This is a genomic window from Nocardiopsis sp. NPDC006832, from assembly GCF_040635885.1.
Lineage (GTDB): Bacteria > Actinomycetota > Actinomycetes > Streptosporangiales > Streptosporangiaceae > Nocardiopsis.
Window position 1 is genome coordinate 99331 of record NZ_JBEYLC010000006.1, and the last position, 19864, is coordinate 119194.

Annotated in this window: 18 protein-coding genes; 6 read left to right on the forward strand and 12 right to left on the reverse strand. The window is 69.5% G+C overall.

All coding sequences use genetic code 11. From position 1 onward, the window contains the following. Positions 1-8: 8 nt before the first annotated feature. Positions 9-2225 carry an MMPL family transporter gene (locus tag ABZ717_RS04785; protein WP_358505638.1) on the forward strand — a complete coding sequence of 739 codons (2217 nt, stop codon included), beginning with the start codon at positions 9-11 and terminating at the stop codon, positions 2223-2225. 21 nt (positions 2226-2246) lie between these two features. After that, the gene (locus ABZ717_RS04790; RefSeq protein WP_358505641.1) at positions 2247-2387 is read left to right on the forward strand and encodes a hypothetical protein; all 141 of its coding nucleotides are present in this window, start codon (positions 2247-2249) and stop codon (positions 2385-2387) included. Positions 2388-2476: 89 nt separating this feature from the next. Here the strand turns inward: ABZ717_RS04790 and ABZ717_RS04795 are convergent, their stop codons facing one another. The 6 genes from ABZ717_RS04795 to ABZ717_RS04820 form a co-directional block, all read right to left on the reverse strand. Next, positions 2477-4564 (reverse strand): 3-hydroxyacyl-CoA dehydrogenase NAD-binding domain-containing protein, encoded by a 2088-nt coding sequence (locus ABZ717_RS04795; protein WP_358505644.1) that lies wholly within the window; start codon positions 4562-4564, stop codon positions 2477-2479. A 57-nt stretch (positions 4565-4621) separates the two neighbouring features. Continuing rightward, positions 4622-5821, reverse strand: a complete 1200-nt coding sequence (locus ABZ717_RS04800; RefSeq protein ID WP_358505647.1) for an acetyl-CoA C-acyltransferase — start codon at positions 5819-5821, stop codon at positions 4622-4624. Between the two features lie 185 nt (positions 5822-6006). After that, positions 6007-6513 carry an FBP domain-containing protein gene (locus ABZ717_RS04805; protein WP_358505649.1) on the reverse strand — a complete coding sequence of 169 codons (507 nt, stop codon included), beginning with the start codon at positions 6511-6513 and terminating at the stop codon, positions 6007-6009. 214 nt (positions 6514-6727) lie between these two features. Then, positions 6728-7846 (reverse strand): tetratricopeptide repeat protein, encoded by a 1119-nt coding sequence (locus ABZ717_RS04810; protein ID WP_358505652.1) that lies wholly within the window; start codon positions 7844-7846, stop codon positions 6728-6730. A 211-nt stretch (positions 7847-8057) separates the two neighbouring features. Continuing rightward, positions 8058-9320, reverse strand: a complete 1263-nt coding sequence (locus ABZ717_RS04815; RefSeq protein ID WP_358505654.1) for a ribonuclease D — start codon at positions 9318-9320, stop codon at positions 8058-8060. A 94-nt stretch (positions 9321-9414) separates the two neighbouring features. Continuing rightward, a complete protein-coding gene (locus tag ABZ717_RS04820) occupies positions 9415-9990 on the reverse strand; it encodes a DUF3000 domain-containing protein (RefSeq protein WP_358505657.1) in 576 nt (191 codons plus the stop codon). Between the two features lie 343 nt (positions 9991-10333). Here ABZ717_RS04820 and hemE point away from each other — a divergent pair, with 343 nt between their 5' ends. After that, positions 10334-11341, forward strand: a complete 1008-nt coding sequence (gene hemE, locus ABZ717_RS04825; protein ID WP_358505812.1) for a uroporphyrinogen decarboxylase — start codon at positions 10334-10336, stop codon at positions 11339-11341. Between the two features lie 79 nt (positions 11342-11420). Here the strand turns inward: hemE and ABZ717_RS04830 are convergent, their stop codons facing one another. Continuing rightward, entirely contained in the window at positions 11421-12548 is a 1128-nt protein-coding gene (locus tag ABZ717_RS04830; protein ID WP_358505660.1) for a DUF4349 domain-containing protein, read from the reverse strand. 167 nt (positions 12549-12715) lie between these two features. Here ABZ717_RS04830 and hemG point away from each other — a divergent pair, with 167 nt between their 5' ends. Further along, positions 12716-14194, forward strand: a complete 1479-nt coding sequence (hemG, locus tag ABZ717_RS04835; RefSeq protein ID WP_358505663.1) for a protoporphyrinogen oxidase — start codon at positions 12716-12718, stop codon at positions 14192-14194. After that, the gene (hemQ, locus tag ABZ717_RS04840; RefSeq protein ID WP_358505666.1) at positions 14191-14901 is read left to right on the forward strand and encodes a hydrogen peroxide-dependent heme synthase; all 711 of its coding nucleotides are present in this window, start codon (positions 14191-14193) and stop codon (positions 14899-14901) included. The genes hemG and hemQ overlap by 4 nt, the downstream gene beginning before the upstream one ends. A 91-nt stretch (positions 14902-14992) precedes the next feature. Here the strand turns inward: hemQ and pssA are convergent, their stop codons facing one another. From pssA to msrB, 3 genes are all read right to left on the reverse strand, one after another. Further along, positions 14993-15811 (reverse strand): CDP-diacylglycerol--serine O-phosphatidyltransferase, encoded by an 819-nt coding sequence (gene pssA, locus ABZ717_RS04845; protein WP_358505669.1) that lies wholly within the window; start codon positions 15809-15811, stop codon positions 14993-14995. Next, positions 15798-16466, reverse strand: coding sequence for a phosphatidylserine decarboxylase (locus tag ABZ717_RS04850; protein ID WP_358505672.1), 669 nt, complete (start codon positions 16464-16466; stop codon positions 15798-15800). Before ABZ717_RS04850 ends, pssA begins: the two co-directional genes overlap by 14 nt. 259 nt (positions 16467-16725) lie before the next feature. Continuing rightward, the gene (gene msrB, locus ABZ717_RS04855) at positions 16726-17172 is read right to left on the reverse strand and encodes a peptide-methionine (R)-S-oxide reductase MsrB (RefSeq protein ID WP_067599785.1); all 447 of its coding nucleotides are present in this window, start codon (positions 17170-17172) and stop codon (positions 16726-16728) included. A 202-nt stretch (positions 17173-17374) separates the two neighbouring features. On the opposite strand from msrB, the gene ABZ717_RS04860 reads away from it, so the two are divergent. Further along, a complete protein-coding gene (locus ABZ717_RS04860) occupies positions 17375-17812 on the forward strand; it encodes a hypothetical protein (RefSeq protein WP_358505675.1) in 438 nt (145 codons plus the stop codon). 126 nt (positions 17813-17938) lie between these two features. Here ABZ717_RS04860 and ABZ717_RS04865 read toward each other — a convergent pair whose 3' ends face one another. Then, positions 17939-18727, reverse strand: coding sequence for a GntR family transcriptional regulator (locus ABZ717_RS04865; protein WP_358505682.1), 789 nt, complete (start codon positions 18725-18727; stop codon positions 17939-17941). A 168-nt stretch (positions 18728-18895) separates the two neighbouring features. Continuing rightward, positions 18896-19696, reverse strand: a complete 801-nt coding sequence (locus ABZ717_RS04870; protein WP_358505685.1) for a dihydrofolate reductase family protein — start codon at positions 19694-19696, stop codon at positions 18896-18898. Between the last annotated feature and the right edge of the window lie 168 nt (positions 19697-19864).

Below are 19864 nucleotides of genomic sequence, written 5' to 3' on the forward strand. Positions count from 1 at the left end.
GAGCGGGAATGTCGACGAAAACGGGGTTCTTCGGCCGACTGGGGCTCGGAGCCCACCGCGGGAGATGGTGGGTCATCGCCGTGACCGGCCTGTTCGCGGTGCTCTCCGTGTTCTGGGGACTCGGGGTCTTCCAGGACGTCAGCGAGAGCGGTTTCGAGGACCCCGGAGCCGAGTCCTCCCGGGCCATGGACCTCATCGAGGACGAACTGGGCCACGCCGACATCGACATCATCGCGGTGTTCCGCAGTGACGAGATCAAGGTCGACAACCCCACCTTCGCCCAGGCGGTACAGCGCGTCTCCGACGATCTGCCCGAGGACGTCGTCGCCGACCACGACGTCTACCTCGACGAGGAACTCACCGACATCGAACGCGGCATGCTCGTGTCCGAGGACATGCACGCCACGTACATACCGGTCACCCTCACCGGCCAGAGCCACCAGGAACGACTCGACCAGTACGAGGAGGCGGCCGCCGTGTTGGAGGCGGGTCCCCTCGAAACCCACCTCGGTGGCCCCATCGCGGTCGAACACGAACTCTCCGAGACCGCCGAGAGCGACATCGTCCGCGCCGAGATGTTCACCCTGCCCGTGCTGTTGCTCCTGCTGGTCCTGATCTTCGGCGGCCTCGTCGCGGGCCTGATGCCCCTCGCCGTCGGAGGTCTGGCCATCCTCGGTTCCCTCACCGTGCTACGGGCCCTCACCCACGTCACCGAGGTCTCCGTCTTCGCCATCAACGTGGCCACCCTCCTCGGGCTGGGGTTGGCGATCGACTACGGGCTGTTCATGGTCAGCCGCTTCCGCGAGGAACTGAACAAGGGCCGCGACGTACGTGAGGCGGTCGGCCGGACCGTGGACACCGCGGGACGCACCGTCGCCTTCTCCGGCGTCACCGTCGGCATCGCCTTCGCCGGGTTGCTCTTCTTCCCCCAACCCATCCTGCAGTCCATCGGTTGGGGCGGCATCGCCGTCGTCGCCTTCGACCTCGTCGCCGCGCTCGTCTTCCTGCCCGCCCTACTGTCCGTGGTGGGCCACCGGATCGACCGAATGAAGCTGCCACTGCCGCGCCGCACCGTCGCCGGGACCCTCGACGAGAACGCCGGCACCTGGGCCCGCCTGGCCCGTACCGTCATGCGGGGCCCCGCCGTTTCACTGGTCGCGGTCGCCTGCGTCCTGGTGGCCTTCGGCTCCGGGCTGGCCTCGACCGACCTGGGCACCACCGACCAGCGTTACCTGCCGGCCGATGCCGACTCCCGGATCGCGACCGAGACGGTGGGGGAGGACTTTCCCGCCGGTCGGATCGGCCGTCTGCACGTGGCCGTGACGGGAGACCCCACCGAGAAGGACCTCGACGAGTACGTCGAACGCCTGGAGGCCCTGCCCGGCGCCGCGCTGGTCACCGTGGCACGCACCGGTGACGGCATCGCCCACGTCGAGGTGGGCTACCAAGGGGCCACCGACTCGACCGAGGTCCAAGAACTCGTGGAGGACGTACGCGCCGAAGCGGCCCCCGTAGGCGCCGAGGAGGCCCTCGTGGGCGGTGTGGCCGCCATGCAGCTGGATAACCTCGACGCCATCGTCGACAACGCGCCCACCACCATCGCCTTCATCATCGTGTCCACGATGGTCCTGCTCTTCTTGGCCTTCGGGTCGCTCGTGCTGCCGATCAAGGCGGTGCTCATGGGCGCGCTGTCCCTGAGCGCGTCACTCGGCGTGGTGATCTGGGGCTTCCAAGAGGGGCACTTCTCGGCCCTGCTGGGCTTCGACGCGGTCGGCACCATCGACCCCACCTACCTGGTGCTGGTCACCATCGTGGCCTTCGGTCTGGCGATGGACTACGAGCTGTTCCTGCTCAGCCGGGTCCGGGAGGAGTATCTGCGCAGTGGCGACAACATCCGGTCGGTGGCGCTGGGCCTGCAACGCACCGGGCGCATCATCACCAGCGCCGCGCTGTTGCTGGGCGTGGTGTTGCTGGCGATGGGCACCTCCGGACTGCTCTTCCTGAAGATCATCGGGGTGGGCCTGGCGATCGCGGTCCTGGTGGACGCCACCCTGGTGCGGGCGATCATGGCGCCCGCCACCATGCGCCTGCTCGGCGGCTGGAACTGGTGGCTGCCGCGCCCGCTGCGTTGGCTGCACGACCGCGTCGGCATCTCCGAGGGCGGCGAGGAGGAGGAATCGACTCCGATCGGAGTCGACCCCGAACGGTCGCGCGTGGGCGTGTGAGTTCTCGCGGAGATCGGGCCGATGGTCGCCGAATTCGACCATCGGCCCGACCCGACTTCACTCGGCGAGGAGCTCGTCGACGCGGGTGATGGTGGTGTTGAAGACCTTGTCGGCCCAGGCTTCGATCTGCTTCGGGTCGGTGATCGCCGGAATGCGATTTGAGAATGGTTTCCGGGTAATGCCATGGAAGACATGAAACGGGCCCGGCCTCCGTTGGAGACCGGGCCCGTTCGGGCACTACGGGTGAGACCTCAGACGGCCTGCGGGGCACCCTCGTGGAAGGGCTTGCCGTTCACCTCGGTGGACACGCCGACCTTGTCCAGGTACGGGGTGATACCACCGGTGTGGAAGGGCCAACCGGCGCCCGTGATCAGGCACAGGTCGATGTCGGCGGCCTCGGCCACCACGCCCTCGTCCAGCATGATCCGGATCTCCTTGGCCAGGGCGCGCAGGGCCCGGTCCAGGATCTCCTGCTCCTCGGACGGGCTGTCGCCGCCCTTGAGGAGCTCCTTCACCTCGGGGTCGATGGTGAAGTCCGGGGCGAAGATCTCCGACTTGCCGGCCTCGACCACGGCCTCCAGTTGCGGGGAGACCGCGAAGCGCTCGGGGAACGCCTCGTTCAGGGTCTCCGCGACGTGCAGACCGACGGCCGGGCCGACCAGCTGCAGCAGCATCAGCGGCGACATCGGCAGACCCAGCGGCGCGACCGCGCGGTCGGCGACCTCGGGCTCGGTGCCCTCGCCCACGGCGGCCAGGACCTCACCCATGAACAGGGTGAGCAGGCGGTTGACGACGAACGCCGGGGCGTCCTTGCACAGCACCGACGTCTTCTTCAGCTTCTTGGAGACGGCGAAGGCCGTCGCCAGGGAGGCGTCGTCGGTCTTCTCGCCGCGGACGATCTCCAGCAGCGGGAGGACGGCGACCGGGTTGAAGAAGTGGAAGCCCACGACCCGCTCGGGGTGCTTGAGCTCCGACGCCATCTCGGTGATCGAGAGGGAGGAGGTGTTGGTGGCCAGGATCGCCTCGGGGGAGACCACGGCCTCCACCTCGGCGAAGACCTGCTTCTTGATCTCCATCTTCTCGAAGACGGCCTCGATGACGAAGTCGGCGTCGGAGAAGGCGTCCTTGGTCAGCGAGCCGGTGACCAGGGCCTTGAGGTGGTTGGCCTTGTCCTGGTTGACGCGCCCCTTCTTCAGGAGCTTGTCGACCTCGCCGTGGACGTAGGCCACGCCCTTGTCCAGGCGACCCTGGTCCAGGTCGGTCATGACGACCGGAACGTCCAAACGACGCGCGAACAGCAGGGCCAGCTGACCGGCCATCAGACCGGCGCCGACGACACCGACCTTGGTGACCTTGCGGGCCAGCGACTTGTCCGGGGCGCCGGCGGGACGCTTGGCGCGCTTTTGGACCAGATCGAAGGCGTAGAGGCCGGCCTTGAGCTCGGGGCTCATGATGAGTTCGGCGAGCGCCTCATCCTCGGCCGCGAAGCCCTCGTCACGGGTGGCGGTCTTGGCGGCGGCGACCAGCTCGACGGCGCGGGCCGGGGCCGGTGCGGCGCCGTGCAGCTTGCCCTCGACCACGAAGCGGCTCATGTTGACCGCGTTGTCCCAGGCCTCACCCTTGTCGACCTCGGGGCGCTCCACCTGGACGTCGCCCTTGAGGACCTGGGCGGCCCAGCGCAGGGACTCCTCGACGAAGTCGGCCGGCTCGAAGATGGCGTCGGCGATGCCCATCTCGAAGACCTGCTTGCCCTTGATGACCTTGTTCTGGGCGAGCGGGTTGTCGATGATGATCTTGAGGGCCTTCTCGGCGCCGATCAGGTTGGGCAGCAGGTAGGTGCCGCCCCAACCCGGGACGAGGCCGAGGAAGGTCTCGGGCAGGGAGAAGGCCGGTACGCCGGAGGAGATGGTGCGGTAGGTGCAGTGCAGACCCACCTCGACGCCGCCGCCCATGGCCGCGCCGTTGATCAGCGCGAAGGTCGGTACGTCCAGCTCGCCGAGCTTGCGGAACACGTCGTGCCCGAGCTTGCCGATGGCCTTGGCCTGATCGAGGGTCTGGATGGCGGGAACGCCGGTGAGGTCGGCGCCGACCGCGAAGATGAACGGCTTGCCGGTGACGGCGACCGCGACGATGTCGGTGCGCGCCTTGGCGGCCTCGATCGCGGCGTCCAGGCTGAGCAGACCACCGGGGCCGAAGGTGTTCGGCTTGGTGTGGTCGTGCCCGTTGTCCAGGGTGATCAGGACGGCCTTGCCGGCCCCGTAGGGGAGCTCGATGTCACGGGAGAGCGCCTTGGTGACGACCTCGTCCTTGAACAGTTCGGAGATATCACTGGAACGCATCGCGTTCTCCTTTGAGGGTGGTGGTGGGCGACGGGCGGGCTTGTTCGATCGCGGTGCTCACTTGCCCCCCTCGTAGTTGGTGTTCTCCCAAAGGATGGTTCCGCCCATGCCCAGGCCCACGCACATGGTGGTGATGCCGTAGCGGACGTCGGGGCGCTCGGCGAACTGGCGCGCGAGCTGCATCATCAGACGGCCGCCGGAAGAGGCCAGCGGGTGACCGACGGCGATGGCGCCGCCCCACGGGTTGACGCGGGCGTCGTCGTCGGCGATACCGAAGTGTTCGAGGAAGGCCAGCACCTGGACGGCGAAGGCCTCGTTGATCTCGATCAGACCGATGTCGTCGATCGAGATGCCCTGGCGGGCGAAAAGCTTCTCGGTGGCCGGGACGGGGCCCACACCCATGACCTCGGGCTCGACACCGGTGAAGGAGAAGTCGACCAGACGCATCTTGGCGTCCAGGCCCAGCTCCTCGGCGACCTCCTCGGCCATCAGCAGGGTGCCGGTGGCGCCGTCGTTGAGACCGGCGGCGTTACCGGGCGTCACGTTGCCGTGCGCGCGGAACGGGGTCTTCAGGGTGGCCAGCGTTTCCATGGTGGTGCCGGGGCGCGGCGGCTCGTCCTGCGTGGCCAGACCGAAGCCCTGCTCCGCGGAACGGACCAGGGTCTCGACCAGGTCGGGCTGGATCTTGCCGTCGGCGTAGGCCTTGGCGACCTTCTCCTGGCTGCGCACCGCGTAGGAGTCGGCGCGCTCCTTGGTGATGGTCGGGTACCGGTCGTGCAGGTTCTCGGCGGTGTTGCCCATGACCAGCGCGGACGGGTCGACGAGCTTCTCGGAGATGATCCGGGGGTTGGGGTCGACACCCTCGCCCATGGGGTGCCGGCCCATGTGCTCGACGCCGCCGGCGATCACGACGTCGTAGGCACCGAAGGAGATGCCCGCGCCGGCGGTGGTCGCGGCGGTGAGCGCGCCGGCGCACATGCGGTCGATGGAGTAACCGGGGACGCTCTTGGGCAACCCGGCCAGGATCGCGGCGGTGCGCCCGAGGGTCAGACCCTGGTCGCCGATCTGGGTGGTCGCGGCGATGGCGACCTCGTCGACGCGCTCCGGGGGCAGGCCCGGGTTGCGGCGCATCAGTTCGCGGATCACGCGGACGATGAGGTCGTCGGCGCGCGTCTCGGCGTAGAGGCCCTTGCCTGACTTGCCGAACGGGGTGCGGACCCCGTCGACGAACACGACTTCGCGGGCGGTTCGCGGCACGATGGCCCCTCCTTCTTCAAGCGATGGGTGGACTGTTGAGGTCATGCTACTCGCCAGTAACAAATAGTGCGAGCGGCGGGGCCGGTCATGTCGGAAGTATGGAAGGAACCCGACCTTCGGTGATCGTGGCCGATTCGGTCGCCACGATCAGACGATCCGCCGAGGGTGGGCGAGCCCGCCTGAACTCAGCCCCGGCCGTCGAGGAATCGGGTCACGAAGCGATCGATGTTGAGGCGCAGGCGCTGGATCCGTTCCTCCCGACCGATCGTCTCCGCCGGCTGGATCAACGAGGATTCCCGCTTGCCCCGCGCGTACAGCGGGCAGGCCAGGTCGGAGCACACGTACAGGCCCACGGTGTCGCCCTGTCGGCCGGCCTTGCCGGGTTTGGGGGCGCTGAACAGGCGCACGCCACCGGCGGGGTGCACCGTCACACAGAACGAGCACGTCATCGACTTGAAGAAGTCGGTCTTGGGGCCGCCGTTGGGCAGGCGCAGGGCGACCCCGATCGGTTGCTCGCCGGAGTCGATCACCAGGTAGGCGCGGCCCGGCGCCTTGGGGTCGACCCACCCCAGGAAGTCCATGTCCTCCCAATCCAGAAGGGGCATGGTCGAGGGATAGGTCATCCGCTTGGTCTCGCCCTTGGGGCAGTTGACGAACGAGGAGCGGATCTCCGCGTCACTGAGTTCGAGCATGGCACTCTCCGATCGTTCGGTGTGGTCGATGGGGCCCGACGTGGTCGACGCGGTGAGATGGCGCCGACGAGGAGCCGACCAACGGATACTGCCGGCCGGGCCCCGGGTACGCGAGTGGTTTTCGCACGTGGCGGCCCATGTCCGATGCGTCGTACCGAGGACGACGAGGGCCGGGGACCACGAAGGGTCCCCGGCCCGGTGCCGTTCTCGGTGTTCAGAGCAGGGCGTCGGCCTCGCGGTGGCGCCCCGCCGCGTTGTAGGCCCCCGCCAGGTCGCGGCGCAGACGCACCGTCAACCGGCGCACCTCCGGGTCACCGGAGGAGTTGAGCGCCACCCGGTAGGCCTCGCGCAGCACCTCGACGGCCTCGTCGGGGCGACCCGCCTGGGTGTGGGAGCGGCCCAGTCGGTGGTGCACGGCCAGGGTGTCCAGGTGGCCCTTGCCGAGTCGGCGCCTACGGGCGGCCAGCACCATGCGCAGCTGGGAGATGGCCTCCTCATAGCGGCCGGACATGCTCTGCGCGGCGCTCAGACCCAGACGCAGTTCCTCGCGGCGCTTGGTGGAGGCGACGTCCTCGATGGCCCGCTCGTAGTGGGCCACCGAGGCGTCCAACCGACCACTACGTCGGTAGCACACGGCCAGACGCATGCGCGCCTCCACCGTGTCCTCGTCGGCCGGACCGAACTGACCCTCACGCTGGCAGAGCAGGGTCTCCCACTGACCGGCGGCGTCGGCCGGACGCCCCGCGTCCTCGTACGCCCAGGCCAGGTTCTCCCGGATGATCTCGGTGCGGGGGTGCTCCTCGTCGTAGACCGAGACGGCTTCGGCCAACGCCAGCTCGAACTGCTGCACGGCGGCCTGGCGCCGACCCATCTGCGCGTACTTGGTCGCGAGGTTGTTGCGGGCGGTGATGGTGTCGGGGTGCTCGGTGCCGAGTCGCTCCACCAGGGACTGAAGGGTGCGCTCCAGGACGACGGCGCGCTTGCCGGCGGTGGGCACGATCGCGCCGGAGCCCGAGCCCTTCACCGAGGTCGCCCTCGTGGAAGTGTCGATCCGCTCCGTGGCGGTCGTCTTCACGGAGGTCGTTCCCGTCTCGGAGCCGGCCGACCCTTCGGCCCGCTCGGGCACCGCGGTGGCCAGGGCCTTGGCGGGCTCCTCGGGGGCCGACAGCGAAACCTGTTCCGGCACCGTGGTCGCACTGGCCTCGGAGGCCGTCGCATGTTCCTCGGGATGCTCCGTGCGGTCCGTGGAGGTGGGCTGGACGGCCTGGGTCGACTCGACCTCGGCAGAACGCGTCAAGCCGGCCCTGTGCAGCAACACACGCCAGAACGACAAGCGGACTCACCACATTTCCCTGATCACGAACCGGGGCCTTGTGGGTCCACGGTCCGATACACACCCAACGAATAGATCACGATCCCCTGACGATCAGGGGCACGCTTCTATAACTTAATCGGACACCGGGCTACGGAACAGGCATGAACCGCCCCTGAGGGGTGGTGACTTCCATCACGTTAGGGTTCGATGCGGCGCAATGGGGTAATTGCTACGCCTTGTCCGCCTCGCGTAGAGCGTCGGCCAGGGCCTCCGAGGTCAGCCCGACCTGCCAGCCACGGGCCCCGCGCGAGCGCAGGAACTCACCCACCGAATCCGGGTCCACGGCCTTGGGGGGTGCCCACGCCAACCTTCTGACGCTGTCCGGCAACAGAAGGTTCTCCGTGGGCATCACGACCTCCTCAGCGATCCTCGTCACCGTGGAACGGGCCGCGTCGAGCCGCCGGGCGGCCTCGGGCGCGCGGTCGGCCCATCGGTTCACCGGGGGCGGTCCGTCGCCGGGGGCGTTGGGGCGAGGAAGGTCGGTCTGGGCCATGTCCCGGGTCCGGTTGATCGCCTTGATCCAGGTGTTCAGGTAGCGCTTGGCCAGCTTGATGCCGAACTGGCGGATCCTGGTCAGTTCCGGGACGGTGCGCGGCATGGCCGTGGCCGCCTCCACGATCGCCGCGTCGGGCAGCACCCGACCGGGGGAGGTGTCGCGCTCCTGGGCGATGCGGTCGCGCTCGTACCAGAGCTCGCGCACCGCGGCCAGGGAACGCTGGTTGCGGACCTTGTGGATGCCGGAGGTGCGCCGCCAGGGGTCGGTGCGCGGCTCCTTGGGAGGTGCGGCCAGGACCGAGGCGAACTCCTCCTGAGCCCACCCCAGCTTCCCGCTCTCCTCCAGCTCTCGCTCCAGGTTGTCCCGAAGCTCGATGAGGATCTCCACGTCCAGCGCCGCGTAGCGCAGCCAGTCCTCGGGCAGTGGCCGTTGCGACCAGTCCACCGCGGAGTGTTCCTTGGCCAGCCGCAGGTCCAACAGTCGTTCCACCATGAAGCCCAGACCGACCCGCTGGTAGCCGAGCAACCGCCCGGCCAGTTCGGTGTCGAACAACCGGGAGGGGCGCAGGTTCACCTCGGTCAGGCAGGGCAGGTCCTGGTGCGCCGCGTGCAGCACCACTTCGGCCCCGCCCATCGCGTCGTTGACCTCGCTCAGGTCGGGGCAGGCGATCGGATCGATCAGGGCCGAACCGGAACCCTCACGGCGCAATTGGACCAGATAGGCGCGCTGGCCGTACCGGTAGCCGGAGGCGCGCTCGGCGTCCACCGCGACGGGGCCGGAGCCGGCGCCGAGTGCCGCGACCACACCCGCGAGGGCGTCGGGATCCGCCGTGACCTCGGGAAGGCCCTCGCGTGGTTCCCGTAGCAGAGGCGCCCTCTCCGATTCGTCGTTGTCGGTTTCGCGGGATTCTGTCTTGGAGTTCAACGCGTTCGCCACACCACTACGGTATGCGCTGTGGCCACCGAACGCGGATATGGGCCGCCCCGTGGCGACCGTGGAACGGCGCCCGGGGCATCTTCCGAAGAGCTCGTCAGGGGCGTGAGCGTTGGCGGGCGATGTCGGTGACGTCCAGGGGCGGTAGGCCGGAGGCCGAGGCCAGCAGGGCCAACCACGCGTTCACGTGCGGCGCCAGATCGTCCGACTCCGGCGTCCATGAGGCACGCATCTCGACCTCGGTGTTCGCGCCCTCGTGCGCCTTGGTGCCGAAACCCTCCGTGGTGGCCCGGGTGACCGTCCCGCTCAACGTGTGATGGGTGGCCTCGTTGACCTCCAGGGCGTCGGTGAGCCAACTCCAGGCCACCGGGCCTAGCAGGGGATCGGTGGCGATCTCCGACTCCAGTTCCGAGTTGGCCTGGCACACGACCCGGAAGGGCCCGGGCCAGTCACGGGTGTTCTCGGGGTCGTACAGGACGATCAGTCGTCCCCAGGCGATCTCCTCGTCCTGGACGGTGACCTCGGCCGAGACGGCGGCGGAGTGCGGCGCCAACCGTTGGGGCGGGGGGATCTCCCGGACGGCGATCTCGGGGCGCAGCAGAGGGGACCGCAGGGCCTCGACCGCTCGCCGGAACGTGTCTTGTGCGTTCTCGGCGCTACCGACATCGGGCATGGTGGAAACGTCAGCCTTCATATTGTGGTGATCACGTCCTGGCGGGGGTCGTCGGGACGTGTCCCGCCGATGGTGTGATGGTGGGCACTGGTCGACGGTGGCACGAGTCACCGGTGGCGGGTCGCAGATCCCCCGGCGTGTCGGGGTTTTGTGATGATCTTGGGACCGCGAAACCGTCAACCGCGCAGGTTCGCGACCGAATCCCCCTCGGGTTCGACCCGCTTCCCGGTCACGTCCCCGCCGGCCGGGGCCGACCCGTGTCCGCTCGCACCCGGTGATCCGAGTGGGACCTTCGCGAAGGGCATGGCACGATCAAGGTGTGACGCCTCAAGACTCTCCATTCATCCGTGCCTGCCGGCGCCTTCCCGTGAGCCACACCCCGGTGTGGTACATGCGCCAGGCCGGGCGCTCCCTGCCCGAGTACCTCCAGGTCCGCGCCGACGTGCCGATGCTGGAGGCGTGTACGCGCCCCGACATGGTCACCGAGATCACCATGCAGCCCGTACGCCGCTACGACGTCGACGCCGCGATCTTCTTCAGCGACATCGTCGTCCCGCTCAAGGCCATCGGTATCGACCTCGACATCAAGCCCGGGGTCGGCCCCGTGGTCCAGGACCCGATCCGTGGCGCCGGCGACATCAAGCGGCTGCGCGACATCGAGCCCGACGACGTCCACTTCATCACCGAAGCGGTCGGCCAGATCGTCGGCGAGCTCGGCGACAAACCGCTCATCGGGTTCGCGGGCGCGCCGTTCACGCTCGCCTCCTACCTGATCGAGGGTGGGCCCTCCAAGAACCACGAGCACACCAAGGCGCTCATGTACGGCGAGCCGGAGCTGTGGGACGAGCTCATGCGCCGTCTGGCCGCCATCTCGCTCGGCTTCCTGCGCACACAGATCGAGGCGGGGGCCTCCGCGGTCCAGCTGTTCGACTCCTGGGTCGGCGCGCTGAGCGCCGAGGACTATCGGGCCTCGGTGCTGCCCTACACCTCCTGGATCTTCGGTCAGCTCAGCGAGTACGAGGTGCCGCGCATCCACTTCGGTGTGGGCACCGGCGAACTCCTCGGCCTGCTCGGTGAGGCCGGCGCCGACGTGGTGGGCGTCGACTGGCGGGTGCCGCTGGACAAGGCCGCCCAGCGGGTCCAGCCGGGCATCGCCCTGCAGGGCAACCTGGACCCGGCGACCTTGTTCGCCCCCTGGGAGGTCGTCGCCGACCGTACGCGCGACATCCTCTCTCGCGGACGCGCCGCCGAGGGCCACATCTTCAACCTGGGTCACGGCGTGCTGCCGACCACCGACCCGACCATGCTGGAGCGCCTCACCGCGTTCGTGCACGAAGAGACCGCGGTCTAGTGCCGCGTCAGCCGAGGTTCCGCCGACGCCCGGCCCCGTGATGGGAGCCGGGCGTCGGCGTGTGCGGGGTGGGTCGGGGTCAGGAGCCCGACCTGCCCTCGGAACCCTCGTCACCGGATCCCGAGGCGTCGTCGGCCCGCTCCGCGTCCTCGGGGTCGGTCTCACCTGGGGACTCGACCGTCGAGGTCGTCCCGGTGGGCGTGGCCGCCATGGCCGGGCGTCGGCGAGGACGCACCCGCCCGAACCGGCCCCCGGCCCGGCCCCGCGGCTTCGGGTTCTCCTGCCGACGACGTCGCAGGCGCCACAGCGGCCAGGCGCCGATCACCACGGCGACCAGGGCGAACGGCAGCAACCAACCCACCATCACGGCCAGGCCCTCGCCCAGCGAGAGCAGCGCTCGCCAGCCGCGCTCCAGCCCGCCCAGGAAGCCGATCGACTCGTCACCGGAGCGTTCCTCCAGATAGGTGGAAGGCGGACGTAGCGACAGGTGCACCGTCGAGTACGAGGTCTGGTTCTGCAACGACTCCAACCGGGCCTGGAAGGACTCCAGGTCCGCCTGCCGGTCCTGGATCTCCCGCTCCACCCGGAGCAGGTCGTCGACGTTCTCGGCCTCCTCCAGGTAGCCGCGCAGTGACTCCAGCGCGGTCTCGGAGGACTCGATGCGGCTCTCGACGTCGGCGATCTCCTCGGTGACGTCCTCCACCGACCGTTCGATGTCGGAGCGGTCGCCGAGTTCGGCCAGGTCGGTCAACGCCCCCTCGTACTCCCCGGTGGGGATGCGCAGGGTCAGTGAACCCTCGGGGGTGCCGTCGGCGGGCGTGGACAGCTCTTCGGAGGCGACGTAGCCGTCCAACCCCCGGGTCAGCTCCTTGGCGTCCTGGGAGGCCTCGGCCACGTCCTGTACCCGCACGGTCATGTGCGCGGTGTGGATGAGTTGTCGGTCGTCGATCTCCACGTCGGAGCCGACCGTGTCGGCGGACTCGGCCTCCTCACCGCCTCGCTCGCCCCCCTCGGCTCCTTCGGGGGCCTCGGCGTCGGCGTTCTCGGGTGCGGTGAGGTCCCGGGACCCGGGCGCCGAACCTCCGGAGGACTCGAAGTCCGCCTGTTCCGAGGTGGCGCCGCAGGAGGTCATTAACAGCGCACCCAGGACGGCGGAGGTCATGACCGTGGCGACGCGCCCCGCACGCGCGGGCGTTGAAGTGTCCATGCCCGTTCGACGGGGCGGGACCCGGACGCGTTCTATCCTTCCGGTAACGGCAGGACAACGGGTCGGACGCCCCACGGTCACGGGTCGTCGGGGCACGTCCGAGCGCCCGAGGTCCCGTAGGGGCGAGGCGAGGCGCTGTGACACACGGCATCTGGAAGGCTGGAGGCATGGCTGAAGCACCGCATGTCGTCGTGGTCGGGGGCGGGGTCTCCGGACTGACCGCCGCGTACCGTCTCAACGCCCGGGGGATCACCACCACCGTGCTGGAGGCCGCGGATGTGCCGGGAGGCAAGCTGCGCGCCTCACCGGTGGCCGGGGTGTCCGTCGACGCCGGCGCCGAGGCGGTGCTCGCCCGCAGACCCGAGGCGGTGGAACTGTTCCGCGAACTCGGACTGGACGATCGGATCGTCCACCCGGGACCCGGATCGGCCGCCGTCTACAGCCGTGGGCGCGTCCGCTCCCTGCCCAAGGGCCAGCTCATGGGCGTGCCGGGTGATCTTCGTGCCCTGGCCCGCAGCGGGGTGCTGTCCCCGGCCGGGACCGCGCGGGCCGCGCTGGACCTGGTCTGGCCGAGCACCCCGGTGCGTTCGGACGTGCCGGTGGCGACCTACGTGGGCACCCGGATGGGGCGTCAGGTGGTGGAAAGACTGGTCGAACCCCTGCTCGGCGGTGTGTACGCGGGACGGGCCGAGGAACTCTCCCTCGATTCCACCCTGCCGCAGATCGCCCCGATGGCCCGATCGGACCGTTCGCTGATGCGCGCGGTGCACCGCAGTCTCCAGGGGCGGGGTACGGCGCCCACCAAGGCCGGCCCGGTCTTCGCCTCCCTGCGCGGCGGGGTCGCCTCGGTCGTGGACGCCCTGGCCGCCCGACAGAAGGACCTGCGCACCGGCACCCGGGCCCAGGCCCTCAAGCGCACCCCGCGGGGCTGGAGCGTGCGACTGGAAGGCGCCCAGGGGGTCGAGGAGCTCGCCTGTGACGCGGTGCTGCTGGCCTGCCCCGCCGCCGAGGCGTCCCGACTCCTCACCGACACCGCGCCCACCGCCGCCCGCGAGCTGCGTGGCGTCGACTACGCGAGCATGGCCCTGGTGACCTTCGCCCTGCCCGCCTCCGCCTTCCCCGAGCCCCTTACCGGCACCGGCTTCCTGGTTCCCGCCGGAGAGGGGACGACCATCAAGGCCGCGACCTTCTCCAGCAACAAGTGGCCCTGGATCGCCCAGGAGCTGGATAGGGTCGATCCGGGTGCGGACCTGGTCGTTCTGCGGTGCTCCATCGGACGTTTCCGCGAGGCGAACGTCCTGGACCGCTCCGACGAGGAACTGGCCGCCGCCGCCCTCGCCGACCTGACGAAGGTGAGCGGACGGACCGGCGCGCCCGTCGAGACCCGGGTGACCCGCTGGACCGACGGGCTGCCGCAGTACGGGGTCGGCCACGCCGGCCGGGTGGAGCGGATCCGCGCGAACGTGCGGGCCAACGAGGGGCTCGGCGTGTGCGGAGCCGCCTACGGGGGAGTGGGCATCCCCGCTTGTGTCGCCGACGCCGGTCGCGAGGCCGCGCGTCTGGCCGACACGCTCATCGACCACAGCCACACCAGCCCAGGCGCCGAAAGCGCCGAGGGAACGAACGAGCAAGGAGTCAACCCGTGACAGGCCGGCAGAACGAGTCGATCACGCAGGACGGGACCGACCTCAACCAGATCATCCGCTACACCATGTGGTCGGTTTTCAAGGTCGACAGCCTGGAGGGCGTGGACCGCGCCGCCGCCGCGGAGGAGCTCCAGGCGCTCCTCGACAAGGCGGCCGAACAGGACGTCACCACGCGTGGCAGCTATGACGTGCAGGGCTACCGCGCCGACGCCGACATCATGTTCTGGTGGATCGCCGACAGCTCCGACCAGGCGCAGGACATCTACTCCGACTTCCGACGCACCCGGATCGGTCGCGCCTCCACCCCGGTGTGGTCGGTCATGGGCCTGCACCGCCCCGCCGAGTTCAACCGTGGTCACGTGCCGGCCTTCATGGCCGGCGAGGAGCCGCGCGACAACATCTGCGTCTACCCGTTCGTGCGCTCCTACGAGTGGTACCTGCTGCCCGACGAGGAGCGTCGCGCCATGCTCGCCGAGCACGGCCGGATGGCCGCTCCGTACCCGGACGTGCGGGCCAACACGGTCTCCTCGTTCGGCCTCAACGACTACGAGTGGCTGCTCGCGTTCGAGGCCGACGAGATGCACCGCATCGTGGACCTGATGCGCACCCTGCGCGGCGCCAAGGCCCGCCTGCACACCCGTGAGGAGATCCCCTTCTACAGCGGCCGTCGCAAGAGCGCGGCCGAGCTGGTCGCCTCCCTGCCGTAACCGGCCCAGGGCCCGCGTGCGAGGGGAGGGACCCCGCGCTCCGATGGAGCGCGGGGTCCCTCCCCTCGTTCACCGGCCAGAGCGAGGGGACCTACTCGATGGGGGCGGCCTCTCGCCGGGGCGTGATGGCGCTCCGCCGCGTGGCGATCACGTAGAACGGGACGGTGACGATGAAGATCAGCACCATGGCGCTCGCCAGGTAGATGAGCACGTCACCGGCGGGCATGCCGAGTCCCCAGGCGATGATGAGGAGCACACCGCCGGCGAGCATCCCCAGCACCGCGTAGGCCTTGCGGCCCTTGGGCTTGGGGTACTCCATACGGCTCACCATCAGCCAGGCCACCAGCAGCGCCGCGGCCATGCCGACGAGGACCGGCGGGTCCAGTAGGACGATGGTCACCACGGCCATCGCCCCGAACGGGCAGGGCAGACCGGTGAAGTAGTCGGCCCCGGGGGACTGGCAGGAGAAGCGGGCCAGCCGCACGATCACCGCGAGCAGCAGGGCGCTCGCGCCGACCACGGGCCACATGGCCCCCTCGGTGGCGGTGGTGCTCCACACCAGGAAGAAGAACGCCGGCGCGACACCGAAGCTGATCACGTCCGCGAGGTTGTCCAACTCGGCGCCCATGCCACTGCCGCCCCACTTGCGGGCGACGCGGCCGTCGAGCACGTCCAGGAAGGCCGCCACCATCATCAGGCCCACCGCGGTGGCCAACGCCGCCTTGGGCAGCGGGCCGACCGTCCCGGCGGCCATGTGGGCGCTCTGAGCGCCGGCCAGGGCCCACACCGCCAGGAAACCGCACAGGGCGTTGCCCAAGGTCAGGTAGTCGGCGATGCCCAGGCGGAGCCTGGGCGCCTCCTCGGTGACCTCACCGCTATCGGAGGCACCGGTGGTGTCAGCCGGCGTCAAGACGGGTTTCCCCGGCGCGGACCTTCTGGCCGATCTCCACCGCCGGGGCGACCCCGCGCGGAAGGTAGACGTCGACGCGTGACCCGAACCGGATGAGACCGATCCTCTCGCCTTGTTCGACCTTCTGCCCCGCAGCGAGATACGGGATGATACGCCTGACCATCGCGCCGGCGATTTGGACGACCGTGATCTCACCGATCTCGGTTTCAAGGGTCCAGATGACGCGTTCATTACGCTCGCTGTCCTTGTCGAAGGCGGGACGGAATCCCCCGGGGCGGTGCTCGACACCGGTCACGACACCGGCGAGGGGGGCACGGTTGACGTGCACGTTGAGGGGGTTCATGAAGACCGCGACCCGGGTACTTCCGTCGGATCGTGGATCGATGCTCTGGACGACCCCGTCGGCCGCGGACAGCACACGCCCGGTGGCCGGGCCGCGCTCCGGGTCGCGGAAGAACCAGGTCATCCCCGCCGCGAGCGCGATCACGGGTACGGCGGCCAGGGTGCGTGCCCTGGAACCTCGCGCGGCCAGGGCCGCGGCGCCGGCGGCGCCCAACGCCGGTACCAACCAGGGGGCCGATCCCTGGGCCATGCCCATACGAGGTCGGGCCGGTGGCCGGGGGGAGACGGAGGAGGAAGGTGAGTCGTCGGTCATGGGGCGCTTTCGTCACGGGTCGGTCTGTTCGCCGGCACATCGGCCACCGCTTTGAGGAGCGGGCCCCGTACGGGTGGCGGGGCGGTGCGCGGTCACCGGGAGGGGTATCCCCGCCGCGCGCGGTTTCCGTTCGACCAGGGGTCGATCGTCGGTGCGTTGGTGAGATTATCCCCGATCCCACGGGGGTGGGAATCGGTGCAGGTACGGGGACCCGCCGTGGCCATGGCCACGGGATACCCGGCGAACCGAAAAGGTAAGCCTACTCCGTGGGTTCGAGGGAAAGCGCGACGGAGTTGATGCAGTACCTGGCGTCGGTGGGGGTGTCGTAGCCCTCGCCGCGGAAGACGTGACCCAGGTGGGAGCGGCAGGTGGCGCACCGTACCTCGGTGCGGACCATGCCGAGGGAGACGTCGTCGTGCAGGGTCACGGCTTCGGAGTCGGCCGGGTCGAAGAAGCTCGGCCACCCGCAGTGGGAGTCGAACTTCTCGTCCGAGCGGAACAGTTCGGTCCCGCATCCCCGGCAACGGTAGACGCCCGTGGTCTTGGTGTCGACGTAGGCGCCGGTCCAGGGGCGCTCGGTGCCGGCCTCACGGAGTACCGCGTACTCCATGGGGTCCAGGCGCTCGCGCCACTCCTGTTCGGTCGTGGGCAGGTCCTGTGCGGCTCCGTCGTTGGAACGCGGTGCCTGGTCCGATGCGTCAGCCATGGTGATGACGCTACCCGGAATCGGGCCACGATGCAGACCGGAGGCCGAATAGGTCGGAATCGGACGATCGCCCTGGAGGTAGGTAAATCATCCTTAGGGGCTACATGCACCTATCTTCACCCCTTCGCGACGTTCGGTGGTGATCTCGGTGGGTACGGGCTCAGGCAGGGGTCAGTGGTCGAGGTGTACTGAGGCAGGTGGCATGGCTGTTACAGCTCAACAGGCACTCGGAGTCAGTCGGCGACCACTGCGCGTTGGAAGGGTTCGATACGGACTGTGGTGGCTGGACCAGGTGACGACGGGGGCCCGCACGCGAGCCCGAGCCGTCACCGACGGTACGGCCACCGCGGGACGGGAACTGCGCTGGGCCGCCGAGCTCAGTGTCCGCGCCACGCTGGCGGGGATCGACCACGCGCGCCCCGAACCCTGGAGCGACCGAGGGCTGATCTGGCTCTTCGGCGCGATCTCCGTCGCCGCGGTGGCGATGGCGGTCCTCCTGGGAGCGGGAATGGCGCAGTGGGCGATGACCTCGTCCGACGCCATGCTGTTCGCCGCGGCGGGGGCCTTGGCGGTGGGACTGGTGTTCCTACCGCTGGCGTACCTGGTCTTCGCCTCCAGACGACAGCGTCGCCGACGCTAGAGGCACGAGGAAGACGGAAAACCAACGGGTGGAGACGATGATGGAGGGGCCTCGTGGCGAGGCCCCTCCAGCACGTTCGGGGGGCGGCGCCGGGGGTCGGGACGTCGCGGGGGTGCGCGGGGACTGTCAGGCGTCGAAGTCGTACTGGAGCACGTACGCGGAACCGTCCATGGTGATCTCGTTGAACTCCACCGGACGGTGGTCGGCGGTCAGCGCGGTGCGCGCGACCTCCATCACGGGGGTACCGGGGAACAGTTCCAGTTCGACGGTCTCCTCGGGGGTGGGCATGCGGACCCGGATCTCTTCGGTGAAGTGGGCCGGTCCGCTCCCGAGGTCGGTCAATCGGGCGTAGATTCCGCCGGGCCCGCTGTCGTGGGCGTGTAGGCGTCGCGCGGAGTCGGAGGTCTCCTGCCCCTCCCAAGAGCGCGGAGACAAGTGGGACACGGCGCTCTGCACCGGTCTACCGTCCACGAGGTAGCGCCGGGAACGACGTAACACCGTGGACCCCTCCGGTAGGTCGAGGACGCGTAGGACGTGCCCTTGGGGTATCACCTCCTCGATCACGAGGCCCTCCACCTCGTAGCCGCGGGTTTCACTGTCGGTCTGCCAGATGGCCCGCCCGCCGCCCCACAATTCCTTGGACAGACGCCGGGCGCCGTGTCTTCGCAGGGGACGGAACAGACGGACGTAGATGCCCGAGCCGCGGACGGCCACGGCCAGGCCCTCGTTGATCAGTACGGAGAGCGCCTGACGCGCGGTCGCCCTGGCGACCCCGTGACGCTCCATCAGGGTGTTCTCCCCGGGAAGGCGGTCGCCGTCGGCGTACCGTCCGGAGCGGATCCGTGCTCGAAGTTCCTCGGCTATCTCCCGGTAGACCGGAGGTGATCCGTTTGCGGCCGTCGGCACTACGTTCATCCTCTCGCCCAGGGGACCACACCGGTGAGCCCCGTTGATGCGGTGTGTCCGGTCACAACGTTTTCAGTGGATGGCACACCACGGGTATGTCCGGTTGCGGGATGGTTCATGCGTCATTGTGGGGTGACCGAAACACAGCGGTTATGGCGGCCCCTGCGGGGAACCCCCTCAATCCCTCAGGTAACGGGTGAACAGGTTTCCCTGCGCCTCCCACAGGTGGGCCAGCCGCAGCGGGGTGGTCTGTTTCGTGCCCACGCCCGGAACGCCCGGGACCGGTGGCCCTCCCGCCACGATCCGGGGCGACCCCACGCCCAGGAGGTGCGGACTCACCGTCAGGCACAGTTCGTCGAGCAGGTCCGCCGCCACGAACTCCGCCAACAGGTGTGGACCCCCCTCCGTCAACACCCGGTACAGGCCTCTCTCGGACAAGGCGTCGAGGATGTGCCATGGCCGCACGGAGTATTCGTCGACCACCACCAGGTCGGCGTGCTTCGCCACGAACGCTCGCCGGTCGGCGGGGCTGTTCTCGACGGTGAACACCAGGGTGCGGGCGTCGTCGGGAGCCGTGGTGAGCAGTGCGTCGTCGAACTCCAGGGTCCGTGAGACCACGGCGATCCGGGGTGTCGCGGGCCGGCCCTCGCGCAGCTCCGCCCAGACCTCGCGCGGACGCACCGGCCTGTACCCCTCGTGCCGGGCGGTCGAGGCGCCCACCACGATGACGTCGCACAGACCCCGCAGGACCGCCATCACCCTGCGGTCCGGTTCCGAGGACATGTCGCGGCTGCGCCCTGATGGTCCTACGGCACCACCGTCGGCGCTGGCGACCATGTTGGCGCGTACCCAGGGCCGGGTCAGAGCGGTGGGGTAGGTGTAGGCCTCTTCCGGTCGCACGTCCGTGCGCTCGGGGTCGGGGAGGAGTTCGCGGAGCCGTGCGGGCGCGGAGCTTCCCGCGGCGTGAGTGTTCGACATGACCACCAGGCTAGGTTCTATTCCGTCGACCAGGGGGTCACCCTTCGGGCGCCGTCAGGTCCTGATTCTCCGAAAAACCCGGGGAGGTGGCGGGGGAGGCGCCGGGGTGGGGTCGCGAGGAACGAGCCGTCACACCGTGGGCGCCGATGTGTCTCCCCAACCCGTTCC